Raw genomic sequence first — 17781 nt, 5'->3', positions numbered from 1 at the left:
GCTCATCCCACCCGGATGCCGACCAGACACGTGTCGTCGTCCGTGTCCGACCTGCTGTACGTGAGCAGCCGGTCCAGGTGCTGGTCCAGGGTGTTCGGCGTCGGACGCACGGTGCTCAGCAGCTGGGTCAGCGCCTCCTCCACGGGGCGGTCGCGCCGCTCGATCAGACCGTCGGTGTACATCAGCAGGGTGTCCCCGCCGGCCAGCTGCACCTCGGACTCCTCGTACGCCGCCTCCGCGGCCGCGCCCAGCAGGATGCCCCTGACCAGCGGCAGCGGCTCCGCTCCCGGGCCCCGCACCAGCACCGGCGGAAGATGGCCGGCCCTGGCCCAGCGCAGCGTGTTCCGGGCCGGGTCGTACAGGCCGCACACCGCCGTGGCGGTGACACCGCCCGTCAGATGGTGCGCCACGATGTTCAGCCAGGACAGCAGCTGCCCCGGACCGGCCCCGGTCACCGCCAGACCGCGCAGCGCGTTGCGCAGCACCACCATGCTGGTCGCCGCCTCTATCCCGTGCCCGGCGACGTCCCCCACGCACAGCAGCACCAGCCCGCTCGGCAGCACGACGGCGTCGTACCAGTCGCCGCCCACCAGCTGGTCCGTCTCCGCGGGCCGGTACCGGACGGCCACCTGGAGGTCCGGCACCCGCAGCGGGGCCTGGGCCGGGGGCATGATGGCGTGCTGCAGCTGAAGGGTGAGCCGGGCGCGCTCGACGGCCTGCTGTTCGGTGTGTGCCAGCTGGTCGCGCGTCGCGGCGAGTGCCACCTCCGTCCAGTGCTGGGCGGAGATGTCCTGACAGGCACCCCGTACGAGCAGCAGCCGGTCGTCGGTGTCCAGGACCGGCTCGGCGACCACCCGCACGTGCCGGGTCACCCCGTCGGGCCGCCGCAGTCGGAAGGCCGCCGACGCCGGCCGGCGGTGGTGCAGCAGCGTGCGCAGGAACCGCCCGATGGCCACGGCGTCGTCCGGGTGGGCGTGCGCGGCCAGCTCCTCCAGCGGGACCGGCGCGCTCGTCTGCGGCCGCCCGTACAGGTCGAACAGCTGCCCGTTCCAGGTGATCTCGCCGGTCAGCAGGTTCTCCTCGAAACCGCCGATGCGGCCGAGCCGCTGGGCGTGCTGGAGGAGGCTGGCCAGCCGCGCCGTCTCGTCCTCGATGCGCCAGATGAGCAGCACCGCGTTGCCGTGCCGGCTGACACTGATGTCCGCGACCGCCGACAGCGGCACCTGGTCCACCAGAGCCGTCAGGTTCATGTGCCGGGCCCGGAACGGCTCGCCCGTGGCGTACACCCGCTCCACGTTGCGGAACAGCTCGCTGTCCCCGGCGGCCATCGGGTAGGTCTCCAGGAGCAGCGCGCCGCCCACGACGGCGCGTGGCCGCCCGGCCGGGTCCAGGAAGCGTTTGTTCACGTGCTGGATGCGGAAGTCCGCCAGGTTGCCCGAGGCGTCCAGGTGCGGGACCAGGACCAGGGCGGGGTCGTGCAGCCCGTCGGCGAGGTCCATCAGCTCCACCGCGTCCGGCACGACCCGGGGCTCGTGCCCCGAGCCGCTCGGCGTGTACGACTCCAGGGTGTGCGCGCACAGCTCCGCCAAGGCCTCCACCTGGCGGACCACCTGGGGCGGCTGCGGTGCCAGCGGCACCGCCCAGGCGATCTCCAGTACGCCGTGGATGCGCCCACCGGTACCGGCGGGCAGCGCGACCCTGCCGCCGTCCGGGTACTGGTGGCGGCCCACGCTGGGCAGCCCCGTCTCCGCGAGGGACGCGTACCACTGCCCCGCCCGGTCGGTCAGTCCGCGCCGGGCCACCGTCGCCACGTCGGGCGGCACGTAGTGCCAGCGGGTCGCCTCCGCCGACGGGAAGCCGGCGCTGCCCGCCAGGGTGAGCGACCCGTCGTACCCGGCCGCCCAGATGGCCACCGCGACCGCGCCGAGCGGGCGCAGTGCCTGCTCCAGCAGGGCGTCGGCGACGGCCTGGGTGTCGTTAGCGGCCAGCGCGCCGCTCTCGGCGGCCCGCAGGCGTACGGCGGCCGACCCGGCCACCGCCTCACCGGTCCCGTCCGCGTCCGCCGCGACCGCGCCGGCGGCGTCGTCGTCCGGGACCGCGGTCCGAGCGGCGGCGGTCGCCGCCAGGAACGCGTCCGTCACCTCCGACATACGGTCGCGGGCGGCCTGGTTGATGACGTCGACCGCGAACTGGAGCGGCGTGGCCTGGGACTGCTCGGCCAGTTCGGTCAGCTGCCGGGCGGCCTGTGCAGGACCGCAGCCGAGCCGGGCGACCAGGATGCCCTTCGCCAGCTCGATCAGTGCCCGGCCCTCGGCCTCCGCCTGGGCGGCCCGTACCTCACGGCTGAGCCGGTCGACCGTGGCCGCCAGCCGGCCCACGGGCGACAACGGGGTCATGCCCCCGAGGTCGGACGCGGCCGGCTGGAGGTCACCGCCCGGCTCGCCGGGCTGCTCGGAGGCGTTCATGCGGGCAGCCACCGCCGTACGCAGGCGATGAGGTCCTTGGTGTCGACGGGTTTGGTGACGTAGTCGCTGGCGCCCGAGGCGAGGCTCTTCTCCCGGTCCCCGGGCATCGCCTTCGCCGTGACGGCGATGATCGGCAGCTCGGCGTACCGGGGGATCCGGCGGATCTCGGCCGTCGCCGTGTAGCCGTCCATCTCGGGCATCATCACGTCCATCAGGACCAGCGCGATCTCCGGATGGTCCACCAGCGTCTCGATGCCCCGGCGGCCGTTCTCCGCGTGCAGGACCCGGAAGCCGTGCAGCTCCAGGATGCCGCTGAGCGCGAAGAGGTTGCGCGCGTCGTCGTCGACGACGAGAACGGTGCGCCCGGCGGGCGGCGCATGGCCGGTCTGGGCCGTCAGGCGCAGCGGTTCCTCCGGCCGGACCAGGGAGAGCACGTCACCGGGTTCCTCCGCGGCCAGGTGGAGGGCGATGCGCTCGCGCAGCTCGTCGAGGCTCGACAGGAACTCCAGCGCCCCGCCCGCCGGGCCCGAGCGCAGGTCGTCCTCCAGGGCGGCGTCGACGCGGTGAGCGCTGTGCACCAGCACCGGCACGCTCGCCAGCGCCGAGTCGCCCCGCAGCGCGTGCAGGAAACGGGACGCCTCGTCGTCCCGCATCCCCAGCTCCAGTACGACGCAGTGGCACGGCTCGGCGGCCAGCGCACCGGCCGCCTCCTCCGCCCCCACGGCGGTGATCACGTCGAGCGGCGGCCGGTCGCCCGCGTCGTCCCGCCCGTGCGTCAGATCCGCGATCACGCTCTCCGCGACCAGGGTCAGCAGCCCGCGCGGCCGCTCCTCCACGACGAGCAGCCGCCGCGGCCGCTGCCGGTGGCCGCCGGTCAGCTCGGGCAACGGCAGGGGCCCGTCGAGCACGTCGGCGGACGCCTCGGCCGGGACCCGCTCCGGCCCCCGGACCAGCAGGTCCTCGAAGTCCGGGCGCGCCACCGGCAGGAACAGCGTGAACGTGCTGCCCCGGTCCGGCGTGCTGTCCACGGTGACGGCCCCGCCGAGCAGCTGGGCGATCTCCCGGGTGATGGACAGGCCGAGCCCGGTGCCGCCGTACTTGCGGCTCGTCGTGCCGTCCGCCTGCTGGAACGCGCCGAAGATCGACTCCAGGTTCTGTTCCGGGATGCCGATGCCGGTGTCCTTCACCCGGAAGGCCACCACCGCCCCGCCCCGGACCACACCGGCGGGCACCTCGTCGTCCGGCGCCGGCTCGACGGCCAGCTCCACGCCGCCCCGCTCGGTGAACTTCACCGCGTTGGACAGCAGGTTGCGCAGCACCTGACGCAGCCGGGAGTCGTCGGTCAGCAGGTCCGCCGGGGCCCCGGCGGCCGTGGACACCGTGAACTCCAGGCCCTTCTGCGTCGTCATGGGCCGGAACGTGGCCTCGACGTACTCGATGAGCTGGCGCAACGTCACGCGCTCGGGGGAGACGTCCATCTTCCCCGCCTCGACCTTCGACAGGTCCAGGATGTCGTTGATCAGCTGCAGCAGGTCCGAGCCCGCCGAGTGGATGATGCCCGCGTACTCGACCTGCTTCGGGGTGAGGTTGCGTGAGGGGTTCTGGGCGAGCAGCTGGGCCAGGATGAGCAGGCTGTTGAGCGGGGTACGCAGCTCGTGGCTCATGTTGGCCAGGAACTCCGACTTGTACTTCGAGGCCAGCGACAGCTGCTGGGCGCGCGCCTCCAGCTCCTGCCTGGCCTGCTCGATCTGCAGGTTCTTCGCCTCGATGTCCCGGTTCTGCGAGGCGAGCAGGGACGCCTTGTCCTCCAGCTCGGCGTTGGAGTGCTGCAGCTCCTCCTGCTGCGCCTGCAGCTCCGCGGAGCGGGCCTGGAGTTCGGCGGTCAGGCGCTGCGACTCGGCGAGCAGCTCGTCGGTGCGGGCGTTGGCCACGATGGTGTTGACGTTCACGCCGATGGTCTCCATCAGCAGCTCCAGGAAGTCCTGGTTGATCTGCGTGAACGGGGCGACCGAGGCGAGTTCGATGACCCCGAGCACCTGCCCCTCCACCACGATGGGCAGCAGCACCAGCGCGGCCGGCACCACCTCGCCCAGCCCCGAGGAGACCGTCAGGTAGCCGGGCGGCAGGTCGTTCACCATGATGGTGCGCCGGCTGCGCGCCGCCTGGCCGACCAGGGTGCGGCCGAAGGAGATGCGGGTGGGCCGCTCCGTGTGCTCCGGATAGCCGTAGGAACCGACGAGTCGCAGCTCGGGACCGCCGTCCCCGTCCTCGGCCAGGTAGAAGGCACCGTACTGGGCCGACACCAGCGGCACCAGCTCGTCCATGATCAGCTCCGCGACCACCGGCAGGTCCCGGTGCCCCTGCATCAGACCGGAGATGCGGGCGAGGTTCGTCTTGAGCCAGTCCTGCTCCTGGTTGGCCCGCGTGGTCTCGCGCAGGGACTCCACCATGGCGTTGATGTTGTCCTTGAGCTCGGCGACCTCGCCGGACGCCTCCACGTTGACCGAGCGGGTCAGGTCGCCCTCGGCGACGGCCGACGTGACCTCGGCGATCGCGCGGACCTGCCGGGTGAGGTTGCCGGCCAGCTCGTTGACGTTCTCCGTGAGGCGCTTCCAGGTGCCGGAGACGCCTTCCACCTCGGCCTGGCCGCCGAGCCGGCCCTCGGTGCCGACCTCGCGGGCGACGCGGGTGACCTCGTCGGCGAAGGCGGAGAGCTGGTCGACCATGGTGTTGATCGTCGTCTTGAGTTCGAGGATCTCGCCACGCGCGTCGACGTCGATCTTCTTCGACAGGTCGCCCCGGGCCACCGCCGTCGTCACCAGGGCGATGTTGCGCACCTGGTTGGTGAGGTTGTTGGCCATCGAGTTGACGTTGTCGGTGAGGTCCTTCCAGGTGCCGGCGACGTTCGGCACGTTCGCCTGGCCGCCGAGGCGTCCGTCGGTGCCGACCTCGCGGGCGACGCGGGTGACCTCGCCGGCGAACGCCGACAGGGTGTCGACCATCGTGTTGATCACGTCGGCCAGCGCGGCGACCTCGCCCTCGGCGTCGACGGTGATCCGCTGCGACAGGTCGCCCCGGGCCACCGCGGTGGCCACCTGGGCGATGGAGCGGACCTGACCGGTCAGGTTCGACGCCATCACGTTGACGTTGTCGGTGAGGTCCTTCCAGGTGCCCGACACACCGCGCACCCGTGCCTGCCCGCCCAGGTTGCCGGCCGTGCCGACCTCGCGGGCGACGCGGGTGACCTCGTCGGCGAAGGCGGAGAGCTGGTCGACCATCGTGTTGATGGTGTTCTTCAGCTCCAGGATCTCGCCGCGGGCGTCCACGGTGATCTTCTGGGAGAGGTCGCCCTTGGCGACGGCGGTCGCCACCTGGGCGACGTTGCGCACCTGGTTGGTCAGGTTGCCCGCCATGAAGTTCACCGAGTCGGTGAGGTCGCGCCACGTGCCCTTGACGCCCTGCACGTCGGCCTGGCCGCCGAGCCGCCCGTCGGTGCCGACCTCGCGGGCGACGCGGGTGACCTCGTCGGCGAAGGCGGAGAGCTGGTCGACCATCGTGTTGATGGTGTTCTTCAGCTCCAGGATCTCGCCGCGGGCGTCCACGTCGATCTTCTGGGAGAGGTCGCCCCTGGCGACCGCCGTGGCCACCTGGGCGATGTCACGGACCTGGGTGGTGAGGTTGCCCGCCATGGCGTTGACCGAGTCCGTCAGGTCGGCCCAGGTGCCCGAGACCCCCGGCACCTTCGCCTGCCCGCCCAGGGTCCCCTCCGTGCCGACCTCGCGGGAGACCCGCGTGACCTCGGAGGTGAACACGGACAACTGGTCCACCATGCCGTTGAAGACCGTGGCGATGTCGCCCATCAGCCCGTCGGCGTCGTCCGGCAGCCGGGTACCGAAGTCGCCGTCCCGTACGGCCGTGAGGCCCGCCAGGAGACGGCGCAGCTCCTGATCGCCGGGAGCCGCGTCGACGGCACCTGCGCTGTCGTTGGTCATCTGCACCCTCGTTCCGCTCCCCGGGAGTCCTCGGGCGAGGACTCGCCACCCCCTCCGGACCGTTCGGGCGGTCCGGCCTTCCGTGCCCGCGTCTGCGCAGTTCACGGATGTGCCCCAGGCAGAAAAATACGTCAGAGGCTAACCCAGTCCCGGGGCCCGGACAAAGCGATGAGTCACCCGGCCGAACGCGTACCCACGGACGGGTAACGCCGCCTCGGCACCACCGCGCGGACAGGCAGGCCGGACACCGGCCGCACCGGAGCGCCCACCGGGCTCGAATGCGGTCGGCCCGGCCGGGTACGTGCTGCTGTGGAGCCGGTCCGGACCTTTGCGTCCCGTCCCGGCCCCACAGCGGTCACCGACACGGGAGGGAAGGGCAGGGTGCCGATGGAGAGCATCTGGTCGTACGCGGCGGAGAGCGGTCACCTGGCGGGAGCGGACCTGACGGGCTGTGATGTGGTCGCCGAGGACGGCACCATCGGGCACGTGGACCGGCAGGCGGAGCACTTCGGCATGCCGCACCTCGTCGTCGACACCGGCGTCTGGGTGTTCGGCCGCAGTGTGCTCGTGCCGGTCGGAGTGGTCCGCGGCGTCGACGCCGAGACGCGCACGGTCAAGCTGAACTGCACCAGGGCCGAGGTCAAGGCCGCGCCCAGGTTCCGGACCGACAGCGAGACGATGGACCGCGAGTACCTGGCGTCCGTCGGCGACTACTACCACCGGCTGCCGCCGCGGGAGAGTTCCGCGATCTGACCGGACCGAACGACAGCGCGCCGAAACCGGGGGACACCACGCACATGGAAGCAGCCGACCGGATCACCACGGCCACCGCGGCCGGCACGGCACCCCCGGGCACCACGCCCGGCCCCGTACCCGCCGCGCCGGGGGCGGGGGCGAGCGCGGCGGCGGCGCGGGCGTACGCGGAGGCGATGGCGCGGACGCGGTGGGGCGGGTACGGCCGTGAGGTGCGCGAGGAGGACGTGGCCGACCTGCTGCTCGTGGTCTCGGAACTGGTCACCAACGCGATCCGGCACGGCGACGGATTGGCCGGCTTCGAGGCCCGCCCCACGGACGAGGGGCTGTGGATCGCCGTCCACGACAACAGCACCGTGGTGCCCCGGGCCGTGGCCGCGTTTCCCACCACGCACCCCGGCGGTGGGTACGGATGGCCGCTGGTCGCCCGCCTCGCCCGGGACATCGCCGTCGACCTGCGACCGGGAGGCGGCAAGACGATCAGTGCCCTGGTGCCCCTGCGGGCGGCGGCCCCGTGAGCGACGCGGTCACCTGACCGCCCGGCTCACCAGGGCAGGAAGACGTGGATGTCCTTGCCCTGCTCCCCGGTGACGACGCTCACCTGGTCGGACAGGGTGTGGATCAGGTGCCAGCCGATGCCGCCGCCGCCCTTGCTCGGATGGAAGGGGCGCGGCGCGGGCTCGGTGGTGTTGGTGTCGTGCATCACCACGTGCACGCCGTCGAACGTACGGCGCAGCCGCAGCTGGAAGGGCCCCGGTGCGTACTGCACGGCGTTCGCCGCCAGCTCCGTGACGACGAGGAGGATGTCGTCCCAGTGCTCGGGCGCCGCGGGCGGCGCCGCACGGGCGAGGTCGTAGAGGAACTCCTCCGCGACCAGCCGCGCACCGGTCACATTGTGCAGTTCCCCGGTGAAACTGGCGGTGCGGTTCGTGATCTCCTCGGAAGCCAGTGTCCTGTCCCAACGCGACTCGGCTGCCATTGCGCCTTCCCGGCCCGGCCACGGCCGGGCGTCGTCTCTTCTCCTTCGCCTTCCCACCGTTGTAAGTGCCCGTGCCGGGCGAACCTAGTCGCGCCGTTGTCACCTGGCCAGGGGGTGGGCCGGTCGCCGGATCAGCGGAGGAACACGTTGTCCGCGTCCTCCCAGCCCGCCGGCTCCCGCGACGGCGCCTGGCCGGGCCGGCGGTGCGAGCGGGCCGCGTACATCGCGTCGATCTCCAGGGAGTAGGCCTGCGCGATCGCGTCCCGCCGGAGCTTCATCGACGGGGTGAGCAGGCCGCCTGCCACGTCGAAGGGGGCGGGCAGGACACGGAAGACCCTGATGGACTCCGAGCGCGAGACGGCGCTGTTGGCCGCGGCCACGGCCCGCGCGATCTCCTCCCGCAGCGCGTTCTCCTCGCGGGCCTCCCGGGCCGGTGCGTCGCCCGGCAGGGCCAGGGAGGCCCGCCAGTGGGTCAGGAACTCGGGGTCCAGCGTGATCAGCGCGCCGACGCACGGCCGGTTGTCGCCGACCAGCACCGCCTGGTGGACCAGCGGGTGCATCCGCAGCCGCTCCTCCAGCGCGGCCGGCGCCACGCTCTTGCCGCCGCTGGTGATGATGACGTCCTTCTTGCGCCCGGTGATCGCCAGGTAGTTCTCGTCGTCCAGGTGCCCGAGGTCGCCGGTGGCCAGCCAGCCGCCGCGCAGCACCGCACGGGTGGCGGCCTCGTCGCCGAGGTACCCCCGGAACAGCGACGGCCCGCGCACCAGGATCTCCCCGTCGTCCGCCACCCGGATCTCCGTCCCGGGCAGCGGCTGGCCCACGGTGCCGGACTTCTCCCGGCCCAGCGGCTGCATGGTCAGCCCGCCGCTGGTCTCGGTCAGACCGTAGCCGTCGTGCACGTAGACGCCGATGCCCTCGTAGAAGAGGGACAGCTCGCGGCTGAGCGGTGAACCGCCGGAGGTGGCCCGGCCCACCCGGCCGCCCAGGGCGCCGCGCAGCCTCCGGTACACCGTCCGCTCGTACAGGGCGTGCTGGAGGCGCAGGTCGAAGCCGGGCCCCGCCCCCCGGCCGAGACGCAGCCGCTCCTGCGCGGCGGCGAAGTCCCGCGCCGTGTGCGCGGCCCGCTCGAACAGGGCACCCCGGCCCGCCTGCTGGGCGGTGCGCAGGAAGTTCTTGTAGATCTTCTCCAGGACCGACGGCACCGCGTACAGGTACGTCGGACGGAAGGAACACAGGGCCGAGGAGAGGGCCTCCCCGGTCATCGCGGGTTCGTGCGCCATGAGGAGCCCGCCCCGGACGCACAGGGTCTGGATCATCAGCCCGTACACGTGTGCGAACGGCAGGTAGGCGAGGACCGCTCCCTGCTCTCCCTCGGGCGCCACCGTGTGGCCCCAGCCCGCCAGCAGCGTGTCGCACGGGCCGGCCAGGCCCCGGTGGCTCAGCGCACAGCCCAAAGCGCGGCCCGTGGTGCCCGAGGTGTAGGCGACCACCGCCGTGGAGTCGGGCAGCACGATGCGGCGCAGGGAGTCGACGGAGGCGAACGGGAGGAAGGCGCCGCGCTCCACCAGCGAGTCCAGCGCGCCCGCGTCCAGCTGCCAGACGTGGCGCAGCGCGGGCAGGGACGCGCACACCGGGCCGACGGTCATCACGCTCTGCTCGTCCTCGACCAGCACCCCCACGCAGCCCGCGTCCCGCAGGATCCACTCGACCTGCTCGCGCGAGGAGGTCGGATAGACCGGCACGACCTCGGCGCCCACCGTCCACAGGGCGTAGCTGAAGACCGTCCACTCGTACCGGGTGCGGGCCATGACCGCCACCCGGTCGCCCGGCGAGACACCGCTCGCGATCAGGCCCTTCGCCACGTCGACCACCTCGTCGCGGAACTCCACGGCGCTCACCTCGTCCCAGACCGCCGAGCCGGGGGAGCGGCGGCGGGCGAGCATCGGCAGGGCAGGCGTGCGGGCGGCCGTCTCGAAGAGGCTGTCGGCGAGGCCCCCGGTCAGCGGCGGGACGGCCCGGGGAGCTAGAGCGGGGTCGTGCATGCGCCGGCTCCTGACGTGTACGGACGGTGGTCCCCGACCGGCACCGGTGAGCACCGGGGTCGACGGTGCTCGGAGGCTAGCCCAGCCGCGGTCGGCGGGGGGCCGGGACGGCAGAAGTGTTCACACCTGGTGATCCCGGCGGATCGGGGGACCCGGGAGATATGAGCTATTCGAACCCGGATCCCGATCCGCGACTCAGTACCGGCCTGGAGCCGGGCGGCGGCGTTCCGCCCGGGGAGACCCCGCCGGCGGAGAGCAGCATGCCCGAGGCCGGCCCCCGGGACCTGCTCAGCAATCCGGCCAAGGGCTGGGCCAAGGGGCCGATGACGCTGATCCTCGCCGTCGTGCTGGTCTTCGCGGTGGGTCTGCTGGGCTACGCCCTGGCCCTCATCTACTGAGCGCGCCCTGATCTTCATCCACTGAGGGCCAGGGGCCGCCGACCGGCGCCCGGTCCGTTCGACGCCCGGTCCGATGCCGGTCCACGGCCCGCCGGACGGCAGCGAACGGGCCGCTGCGGGACGTCTCAGCCCGCCTGGGTGCGGCGCACGCAGGCGGCGACGACCTCCCGCAGGCTGCCCGTGCTCTCCAGCAGGCCGCGCTGCACCCGCGCTCCGTTGCCGTCCCGCAGCAGTGTGTCGACACCCTTGCGCACCAGGTCGAGGTCGCCCGCGGCGGCGAGGGCCTCCTCGGTGTGCTCCACCAGGGCCCGCAGGACCCTCTCGGCGGGCATCCGCCGCATCGTCCCCGGGTGCAGCAGCTCCTCCGTCAGCCCCGACCGGGCGGCCCGCCAGGCGGCGAGGCGCAGGAGGCTGACGCTGTGCCCGGCCGGCTCGACGCCCTCGCGCCACTCCCGAGCAGCCGTCTCGACCAGCGCGCGGGCGAGCGCGGCGAGGACGACGGCCGTCGAGGCGTCCAGGCAGACGTCCGCGACCCGGAACTCGACCGTCGGATACCGCTGGGAGAGCCGGATGTCGAGGTAGACCATCGCGTCGTCCAGGATCGTCCCCGTGGCGAGCATGTCCGCGATCCGGCGGTGATACCGCTCCGCCGAGCCGAACAGCTCGGTGGGACCGGCCGACGGCCAGCGCTGCCAGACCCGGCTGCGGTAACTGCTGTACGAGGAGTCCACGCCCTGCCAGAACGGCGAGTTGGCGCTGAGCGCGGTCAGTACCGGGAGCCAGGGCCGCACGCGGTCGATCACCGCGACGCCCTCCTCGTCCGACTCGACGGAGACGTGCACGTGGCAGCCGAGGACCAGCTGTTCCTGGACGACGACGCCGTACTGCTCTGCCATCCACTCGTAGCGCCGGTTCACGCCGATGGACGGGGTGACCGGGAGCGGTGACGTGGCGAGCGCGGCGACCGCGCACCCGATTCCGCCGGCGTGCCGCCCGGCCTCCTCGCGGCAGCGGACGATCTCCGCGTGCAGCCTCTCCATGTCCGCCTGCGGATGCGTGGCGAACTCGAGCATCTGCTCGTGCAGCTCCTTCTCGAAGACGTCCTGCTCCGCGTCGTCCAGCGAGGCCCGGGCGAGCACGGCCGCTGACAGCGCCCGCGGCTCGCCGGTCGCGGGATCGACCAGGAGGAGTTCCTCCTCCACTCCGACGGTGCGCACCTGTTGCCGCCTTTCTGAGGGCCTGTGTGACCAACCGACTGCCCCGGGGCGGCCGGTCGGACACCTGGTCACCTCACAGGGCGTACGGCATCAGCCACACCGTGGCCAGCGGGGGCAGTGTGATCCGGAGGTTCCCGTCCTCCGGCTTGACCGGGTCCGGGTTGGCCACACCGCCGCCGCCGTACTCCTCGGCGTCGGTGTTGAGCACCTCCTGCCAGGCGACGGCCTCGTCACCGACGGCCAGCTCGTACGCGTGCCGGACCACCGGGGAGAAGTTCGACACCGCCAGCAGCGGGGAGCCGTCCGCGGCGTACCGCAGGAAGGCGAAGACGTTGTCCTCGGCCGCGTCCACCGACACCCACCGGAAGCCGGCCGGGTCGGTGTCGCGCTGCCACAGGGCCGGGGTGCGCGCGTAGCGGGTGTTCAGCTCGCGGACCAGGTCCTGCACCCCGCGGTGGTCGCCCGCCGAGTGATACCCCTCGTCGAGCAGCCACCACTCCGGACCCTGCTTCTCCGACCACTCGGCACCCTGTGCGAACTCCTGCCCCATGAAGAGCAGCTGCTTGCCGGGGTGGGCCCACATGAAGCCCAGGTAGGCGCGCACGTTCGCGCGCCGCTGCCACCAGTCGCCCGGCATCTTCGACACCAGCGCCTGCTTGCCGTGCACCACCTCGTCGTGGGAGATCGGCAGCACGTAGTTCTCGCTGTACGCGTACACCATGGAGAAGGACATCTCATGGTGGTGGTACTTGCGGTGCACCGGCTCGTGGGCCACGTACTCCAGCGAGTCGTGCATCCAGCCCATGTTCCACTTCAGGCCGAAGCCCAGCCCGCCGGTGTCGGTCGGCCGGGTCACCCCGCCCCACGCCGTCGACTCCTCGGCGATGGTCACCACGCCCGGGCAGCGCCGGTAGACGGTCGCGTTCATCTCCTGGAGGAAGGCCATGGCCGCCAGGTCCTCCCGGCCGCCGTACCGGTTGGGCTCCCACTGGCCGGAGTCGCGCGAGTAGTCCAGGTAGAGCATCGAGGCGACCGCGTCCACGCGCAGCCCGTCGATGTGGAACTCCTCGCACCAGTACACGGCGTTCGCCACCAGGAAGTTGCGCACCTCGGTCCGGGCGAAGTCGAAGGTGTACGTCCCCCAGTCCGGGTGGGTCGCGCGCCGGTCGTCCCCGGGCTCGTACAGCGGGTCCCCGTCGAAGCGGCCCAGCGCCCAGTCGTCCTTCGGGAAGTGCGCCGGCACCCAGTCCATGATCACGCCGATCCCGGCCCGGTGCAGCGCGTCGACCAGGTACCGGAAGTCGTCCGGGGTGCCGAGGCGCGCGGTCGGGGCGTAGAACCCGGTGACCTGGTAGCCCCAGGACGGGCCGTAGGGGTGCTCGGCGACCGGCATCAGCTCGACGTGGGTGAAGCCCAGGTCCGTGACGTAGGCCGGCAGCTCCTCGGCCAGCTCGCGGTAGGTCAGTCCCGGCCGCCAGGACGGCAGGTGCACCTCGTAGACGGAGAACGGCGCCTCGTGCACGGGCCGGGCGGCGCGGGTCCGCATCCACTGGGCGTCGCCCCACTCGTAGTGCGAGGCGGTCACCACGGACGCGGTGTTCGGCGGCTCCTCGGCCGCGCGGGCCATCGGGTCGGCCTTCAGGAAACGGTGCCCGTAGCGCGAGTGGATCTCGAACTTGTACCGGGTGCCCTCGCCGACACCCGGCAGGAACAGCTCCCACACGCCGGACGAACCCAGCGAACGCATCGGGAAAGCCGTGCCGTCCCAGTGGGTGAAGTCGGTGGCGACCCGCACCCCCTGCGCGTTCGGCGCCCACACCGTGAAGCGGGTGCCGGTGACGCCCTCGTGGGTCATCGGCTCCGCGCCGAGGGCCTGCCACAGCTGCTCGTGCCGGCCCTCGCCGATCAGGTGCAGGTCCAGTTCGCCGAGCGCGGGCAGGAAGCGGTACGGGTCGTGCGTCTCCTGCGGCTCGCCCTCCTCGTACGCCACCACCAGCGTGTACGCCGGGATCCCGGACAGCGGAAGGACGCCGGAGAACAGGCCGTCCCCTTCCGACGCCAGGGCGTGGCGCTCGCCGTCGACGAGCACGCCGACCTCGCGGGCGAAGGGGCGCAGCGTCCGGAAGACGATGCCGCCGGGCACCGGGTGGGCGCCGAGCAGGGCGTGCGGGTCGTGGTGGGCACCGGCCAGCAGGCGCCCCCGGTCGGTGGGGTCGAGGGGCGGCGCGGTCGCGCAGGCACCGGGTGCGTGCGGGGCCGGGGCGGACGGCTCGGGGATCGAGGTGTCGCGGAGGGCCACGGGTCAGTCTCCTCTCACGGCGAGTCGTTCGATCGCCGCCATGGGTACGGGAAGCCAGTCGGGACGGTGCCGGGCCTCGTACAGCACCTCGTACACGGCACGGTCCGTCTCGTAGGCGCGGAGCAGGCCGTGCTTCTTGCGGGGGTCCCATCCGGCGCGGGCCGCGTAGCCCGCGCAGAACGCCTCCCGGCAGCGGCGCGCCCACTCGGGGCGCCACGGGCGGCGCTGCCGGGCGGCGTAGTCGAAGGAACGCAGCATCCCCGCGATGTCGCGGACGGGGGAGTGGGCGCTGCGCCGTTCGGCCAGCGGGCGCGAGGGCTCGCCCTCGAAGTCGATGACGAACCAGTCCCGGCCCGCCCGCAGCACCTGACCGAGGTGCAGGTCGCCGTGGATGCGCTGGGCGGGCGGTCCCCAGTCGCAGGTGGACAGCGCCGCGAAGGCCGTCCGCAGCCCCGGTACGAAGGGTTGCAGCGCCGGCACGCAGTGCGCGGCCGCGTCGAGCCGCTCGGTCATCGCCGCCGCCGTGCGGTCGTTCTCACCGGGTGCGCCCACCGGGAAGGCGGAGGCCAGCGCCCGGTGCACGTCGCCCATCGCCTGCCCCAGTTCGTGGGCCTGCACGGTGAACTCGTCCCCTGCGGCGAGCGCGTTCAGGGCGAGGGTCCAGCCGTCGGAGGCGCCGTGCAGGAACGGCTGGAGCACCCCGAGCGTCGCCTGGTAGGGATGGGTCGTGCGCATCCACGCCACCGGCGCGGGGACCCGGCCGCAGCCCTGGCGGGCCAGCGCGTCCGGCACCTCCAGGTCGGGATTGACGCCGGGCTGGACGCGCCGGAACAGCTTCAGGATGAACTCGTCGCCGTAGATCAGCGAGGAGTTCGACTGCTCGGCGTCCAGCAGCCGCGGCGCGAGCCCGCCGGGCACCGGACGCGCGGCGTCGGCCTCGAAGCGCAGCGGCCCCGCCTTGCCGGGGTGCCGGAGCCGCTCCAGGAGCAGCTGGGCGGTGCGGGGATCGTGCAGGGCGTCGTAGACGGTCCGCCCGGCCAGCGGACCGTCCTGCACCTGGCCGATGATCGCCCGGCCCAGGCGCGGCGAGGGCTGCTCGCGCACGCCGAGGAGCAGCTGGTAGCAGTCCCCGGCCTGCGGGGTGCCGCCCGGGGAGGGCACGGAGCCCTGCCCGGTGTGCACCAGGAGGTGCAGACAGCCCGGGAACAGCTCGGTCATCGACAGCAGACCCAGCTCGGCCACGGGCCGGTCCTTGCCCGCGAACCAGCGTTGGCGCGGCAGCCACTCCCGCAGCAGCTCGCCGAGCGACTCCATCGGCTCGGCGAGCTGCCCGCGTCCGGGGCGCAGGGATGCGGTCTTCGGCATGGTGACGCGTCCTTTCCTCGGCCCACGCTCAAGCGCGGCGGCCGATGCGGGATGCGACTCGGGTGAGCCGGAACCAGTAGAAGCCGTGGCCCCCGAGGGTCAGCAGGTACGGCAGTTCGCCGATCGCGGGGAAGCGGACGCCGCCGAACAGCTCGACCGGGTGGCGCCCGGCGAACTCGCGCAGGTCCAGCTCGGTGGGCTGGGCGAAGCGCGCGAAGTTGTTCACGCACAGCACCAGGTCGTCCTCGTACTCCCGCAGGAAGGCCAGCACCGCGGGGTTGGAGGAGGGCAGCTCGGTGTAGGTGCCCAGGCCGAAGGCGGGGTTCTGCTTGCGGATCTCGATCATGCGCCGGGTCCAGTGCAGCAGGGACGAGGGCGAGGCCATGGACGCCTCGACGTTCGTCACCTGGTAGCCGTAGACCGGGTCCATGATCGTGGGCAGGTAGAGGCGGCCCGGGTCACAGGTCGAGAAGCCGGCGTTGCGGTCGGGCGTCCACTGCATGGGGGTGCGCACGGCGTCGCGGTCGCCGAGCCAGATGTTGTCGCCCATGCCGATCTCGTCGCCGTAGTAGAGGATCGGTGATCCCGGGAGGGCGAGGAGCAGGGCGGTGAACAGCTCGATCTGGTCGCGGTCGTTGTCCAGCAGGGTGGCGAGCCGCCGGCGGATGCCGATGTTGGCGCGCATGCGCGGGTCCTTGGCGTACTCCGCGTACATGTAGTCGCGTTCCTCGTCGGTGACCATCTCCAGGGTCAGCTCGTCGTGGTTGCGCAGGAAGATGCCCCACTGGCAGCCGGACGGGATGGCCGGGGTCTTGGCGAGGATTTCCGAGACCGGGTAGCGGGACTCGCGGCGCACGGCCATGAAGATGCGGGGCATGACGGGGAAGTGGAAGGCCATGTGGCACTCGTCGCCGCCGGTGGCGTAGTCGCCGAAGTAGTCGACGACGTCCTCCGGCCACTGGTTGGCCTCCGCCAGCAGCACGGTGTCCGGGTACTGGGCGTCGATCTCGCGGCGCACCCGTTTGAGGAACGCGTGGGAGGCGGGCAGGTTCTCGCAGTTGGTGCCCTCTTCGGCGTACAGGTAGGGCACGGCGTCGAGACGGTAGCCGTCCACGCCCAGGTCGAGCCAGAACTTCAGGGCCGCCAGCATCTCCTCCTGCACGGCCGGGTTCTCGTAGTTGAGGTCCGGCTGGTGGGAGAAGAAGCGGTGCCAGAAGTACTGGCCGCGCACCGGGTCGTAGGTCCAGTTGGACGCCTCGGTGTCGACGAAGATGATGCGGGCGTCCGCGTAGCGGGTGTCGTCGTCGGCCCAGACGTAGTAGTCGCCGTAGGGGCCGTCCGGGTTCTTGCGGGACTCCTGGAACCACGGGTGCTGGTCGCTGGTGTGGTTCATGACGAAGTCGATGATCACGCGCATGCCGCGCTGGTGGGCGGCGTCCACGAACTCCACGAAGTCGGCGAGGTCGCCGAACTCGGGCAGGACGGCGGTGTAGTCGGAGACGTCGTAGCCGCCGTCGCGCAGCGGCGACTTGAAGAAGGGCGGGAGCCACAGGCAGTCCACACCCAGCCATTGCAGGTAGTCCAGTTTGGCGGTCAGGCCCTTGAGGTCGCCGACGCCGTCGCCGTTGCTGTCCTGGAAGGAGCGGACGAGGACCTCGTAGAAGACGGCTCTCTTGAACCAGTCCGGGTCGCGGTCCTTGGCGGGGGTGTCCTCGAAGGTGTCCGGCACGGGCTCGTTGACGGTCATGAGACTCCCGCCCCTCCGTTCTGCGGCGCGGCGGCGGACGGCCGCCGGACGTGGAAGACATGGGCGGGGGCCCGGCCGGGTTCGAGCCGCACGTAGTTCGTCCGGCCCCACTGGTAGGTCCGGCCGGTGAGTTCGTCGTGGACCGGCACCGACTCGTGCCGGTCCAGACCGAGCTGCGGCATGTCGAGGGAGATCGTGGCCTCCTGGGTGCGATGCGGATCGAGGTTCACGACCACCAGGACGACGTCGGACCCTTCGCGCTTGCTGTACGCGATCAGCGCGTCGTTGTCGGTGTGGTGGAAGCGGAGGTTCCGCAGCCGGTGCAGCGCGGGGTGGGCGCGCCGGATGGTGTTGAGGCGGGTGACGAGGGGGGCGATGGTGGTGCCCTCGCGGGCGGCGGTGGCCCAGTCGCGGGGTTTGAGCTGGTACTTCTCCGAGTCGAGGTATTCCTCGCTGCCCTCGCGCAGCGGGGTGTTCTCGCACAGTTCGTAGCCGCTGTAGATGCCCCAGGTGGGGGAGAGGGT

The 17781-nt window shown here is 72.4% G+C and carries 12 protein-coding genes; 3 read left to right on the top strand and 9 right to left on the bottom strand.

The features are described from left to right. Nucleotides 1–2: 2 nt before the first annotated feature. Together EV562_RS11020 and EV562_RS11015 are read right to left on the bottom strand one after the other, a co-directional pair. Nucleotides 3–2465, bottom strand: a complete 2463-nt coding sequence (locus EV562_RS11020) for a SpoIIE family protein phosphatase (RefSeq protein WP_133886576.1) — start codon at nucleotides 2463–2465, stop codon at nucleotides 3–5. Then, on the bottom strand, nucleotides 2462–6457 hold the full coding sequence (locus EV562_RS11015; protein WP_133886575.1) for a HAMP domain-containing protein: 3996 nt from the start codon (nucleotides 6455–6457) through the stop codon (nucleotides 2462–2464). The genes EV562_RS11020 and EV562_RS11015 overlap by 4 nt, the downstream gene beginning before the upstream one ends. Nucleotides 6458–6838: 381 nt before the next feature. Here EV562_RS11015 and EV562_RS11010 point away from each other — a divergent pair, with 381 nt between their 5' ends. Continuing rightward, nucleotides 6839–7210 (top strand): PRC-barrel domain-containing protein, encoded by a 372-nt coding sequence (locus tag EV562_RS11010; RefSeq protein WP_133886574.1) that lies wholly within the window; start codon nucleotides 6839–6841, stop codon nucleotides 7208–7210. Nucleotides 7211–7254: 44 nt separating this feature from the next. Further along, complete coding sequence (locus tag EV562_RS11005) at nucleotides 7255–7728, top strand: ATP-binding protein (RefSeq protein WP_133886573.1); 474 nt, start codon at nucleotides 7255–7257, stop codon at nucleotides 7726–7728. Nucleotides 7729–7754: 26 nt separating this feature from the next. Here the strand turns inward: EV562_RS11005 and EV562_RS11000 are convergent, their stop codons facing one another. Both EV562_RS11000 and EV562_RS10995 read right to left on the bottom strand, forming a co-directional pair. Further along, complete coding sequence (locus EV562_RS11000) at nucleotides 7755–8189, bottom strand: ATP-binding protein (protein WP_133886572.1); 435 nt, start codon at nucleotides 8187–8189, stop codon at nucleotides 7755–7757. A 131-nt stretch (nucleotides 8190–8320) separates the two neighbouring features. Beyond that, on the bottom strand, nucleotides 8321–10231 hold the full coding sequence (locus EV562_RS10995; RefSeq protein ID WP_133886571.1) for an AMP-dependent synthetase/ligase: 1911 nt from the start codon (nucleotides 10229–10231) through the stop codon (nucleotides 8321–8323). A gap of 161 nt (nucleotides 10232–10392) precedes the next feature. Here EV562_RS10995 and EV562_RS10990 point away from each other — a divergent pair, with 161 nt between their 5' ends. Continuing rightward, entirely contained in the window at nucleotides 10393–10629 is a 237-nt protein-coding gene (locus EV562_RS10990; protein WP_133886570.1) for a DUF6480 family protein, read from the top strand. Nucleotides 10630–10754: 125 nt separating this feature from the next. On the opposite strand, the gene EV562_RS10985 is transcribed toward EV562_RS10990, so the two are convergent. From EV562_RS10985 to EV562_RS10965, 5 genes are all read right to left on the bottom strand, one after another. Beyond that, nucleotides 10755–11846, bottom strand: coding sequence for a glutamate--cysteine ligase (locus EV562_RS10985; RefSeq protein WP_133886569.1), 1092 nt, complete (start codon nucleotides 11844–11846; stop codon nucleotides 10755–10757). Between the two features lie 73 nt (nucleotides 11847–11919). Then, complete coding sequence (glgB, locus tag EV562_RS10980; protein WP_133886568.1) at nucleotides 11920–14145, bottom strand: 1,4-alpha-glucan branching enzyme; 2226 nt, start codon at nucleotides 14143–14145, stop codon at nucleotides 11920–11922. Between the two features lie 3 nt (nucleotides 14146–14148). Next, nucleotides 14149–15510: a maltokinase gene (locus tag EV562_RS10975; RefSeq protein ID WP_133886567.1), complete on the bottom strand. Its 1362-nt coding sequence runs from the start codon at nucleotides 15508–15510 to the stop codon at nucleotides 14149–14151. A gap of 28 nt (nucleotides 15511–15538) precedes the next feature. Next, nucleotides 15539–17257 carry a maltose alpha-D-glucosyltransferase gene (gene treS / locus EV562_RS10970; RefSeq protein ID WP_133886566.1) on the bottom strand — a complete coding sequence of 573 codons (1719 nt, stop codon included), beginning with the start codon at nucleotides 17255–17257 and terminating at the stop codon, nucleotides 15539–15541. Continuing rightward, on the bottom strand, nucleotides 17254–17781 hold a 528-nt coding region (locus EV562_RS10965), incomplete at its 5' end, for a DUF3459 domain-containing protein (RefSeq protein WP_133886565.1). The genes EV562_RS10965 and treS, both read right to left, overlap by 4 nt.

Origin of the sequence: Streptomyces sp. BK208 (genome assembly GCF_004364245.1) — a bacterium.
GTDB lineage: Bacteria > Actinomycetota > Actinomycetes > Streptomycetales > Streptomycetaceae > Streptomyces.
Note: the sequence above shows the minus strand (reverse complement) of the source record. Positions and strands in the feature narration are given on the sequence as shown.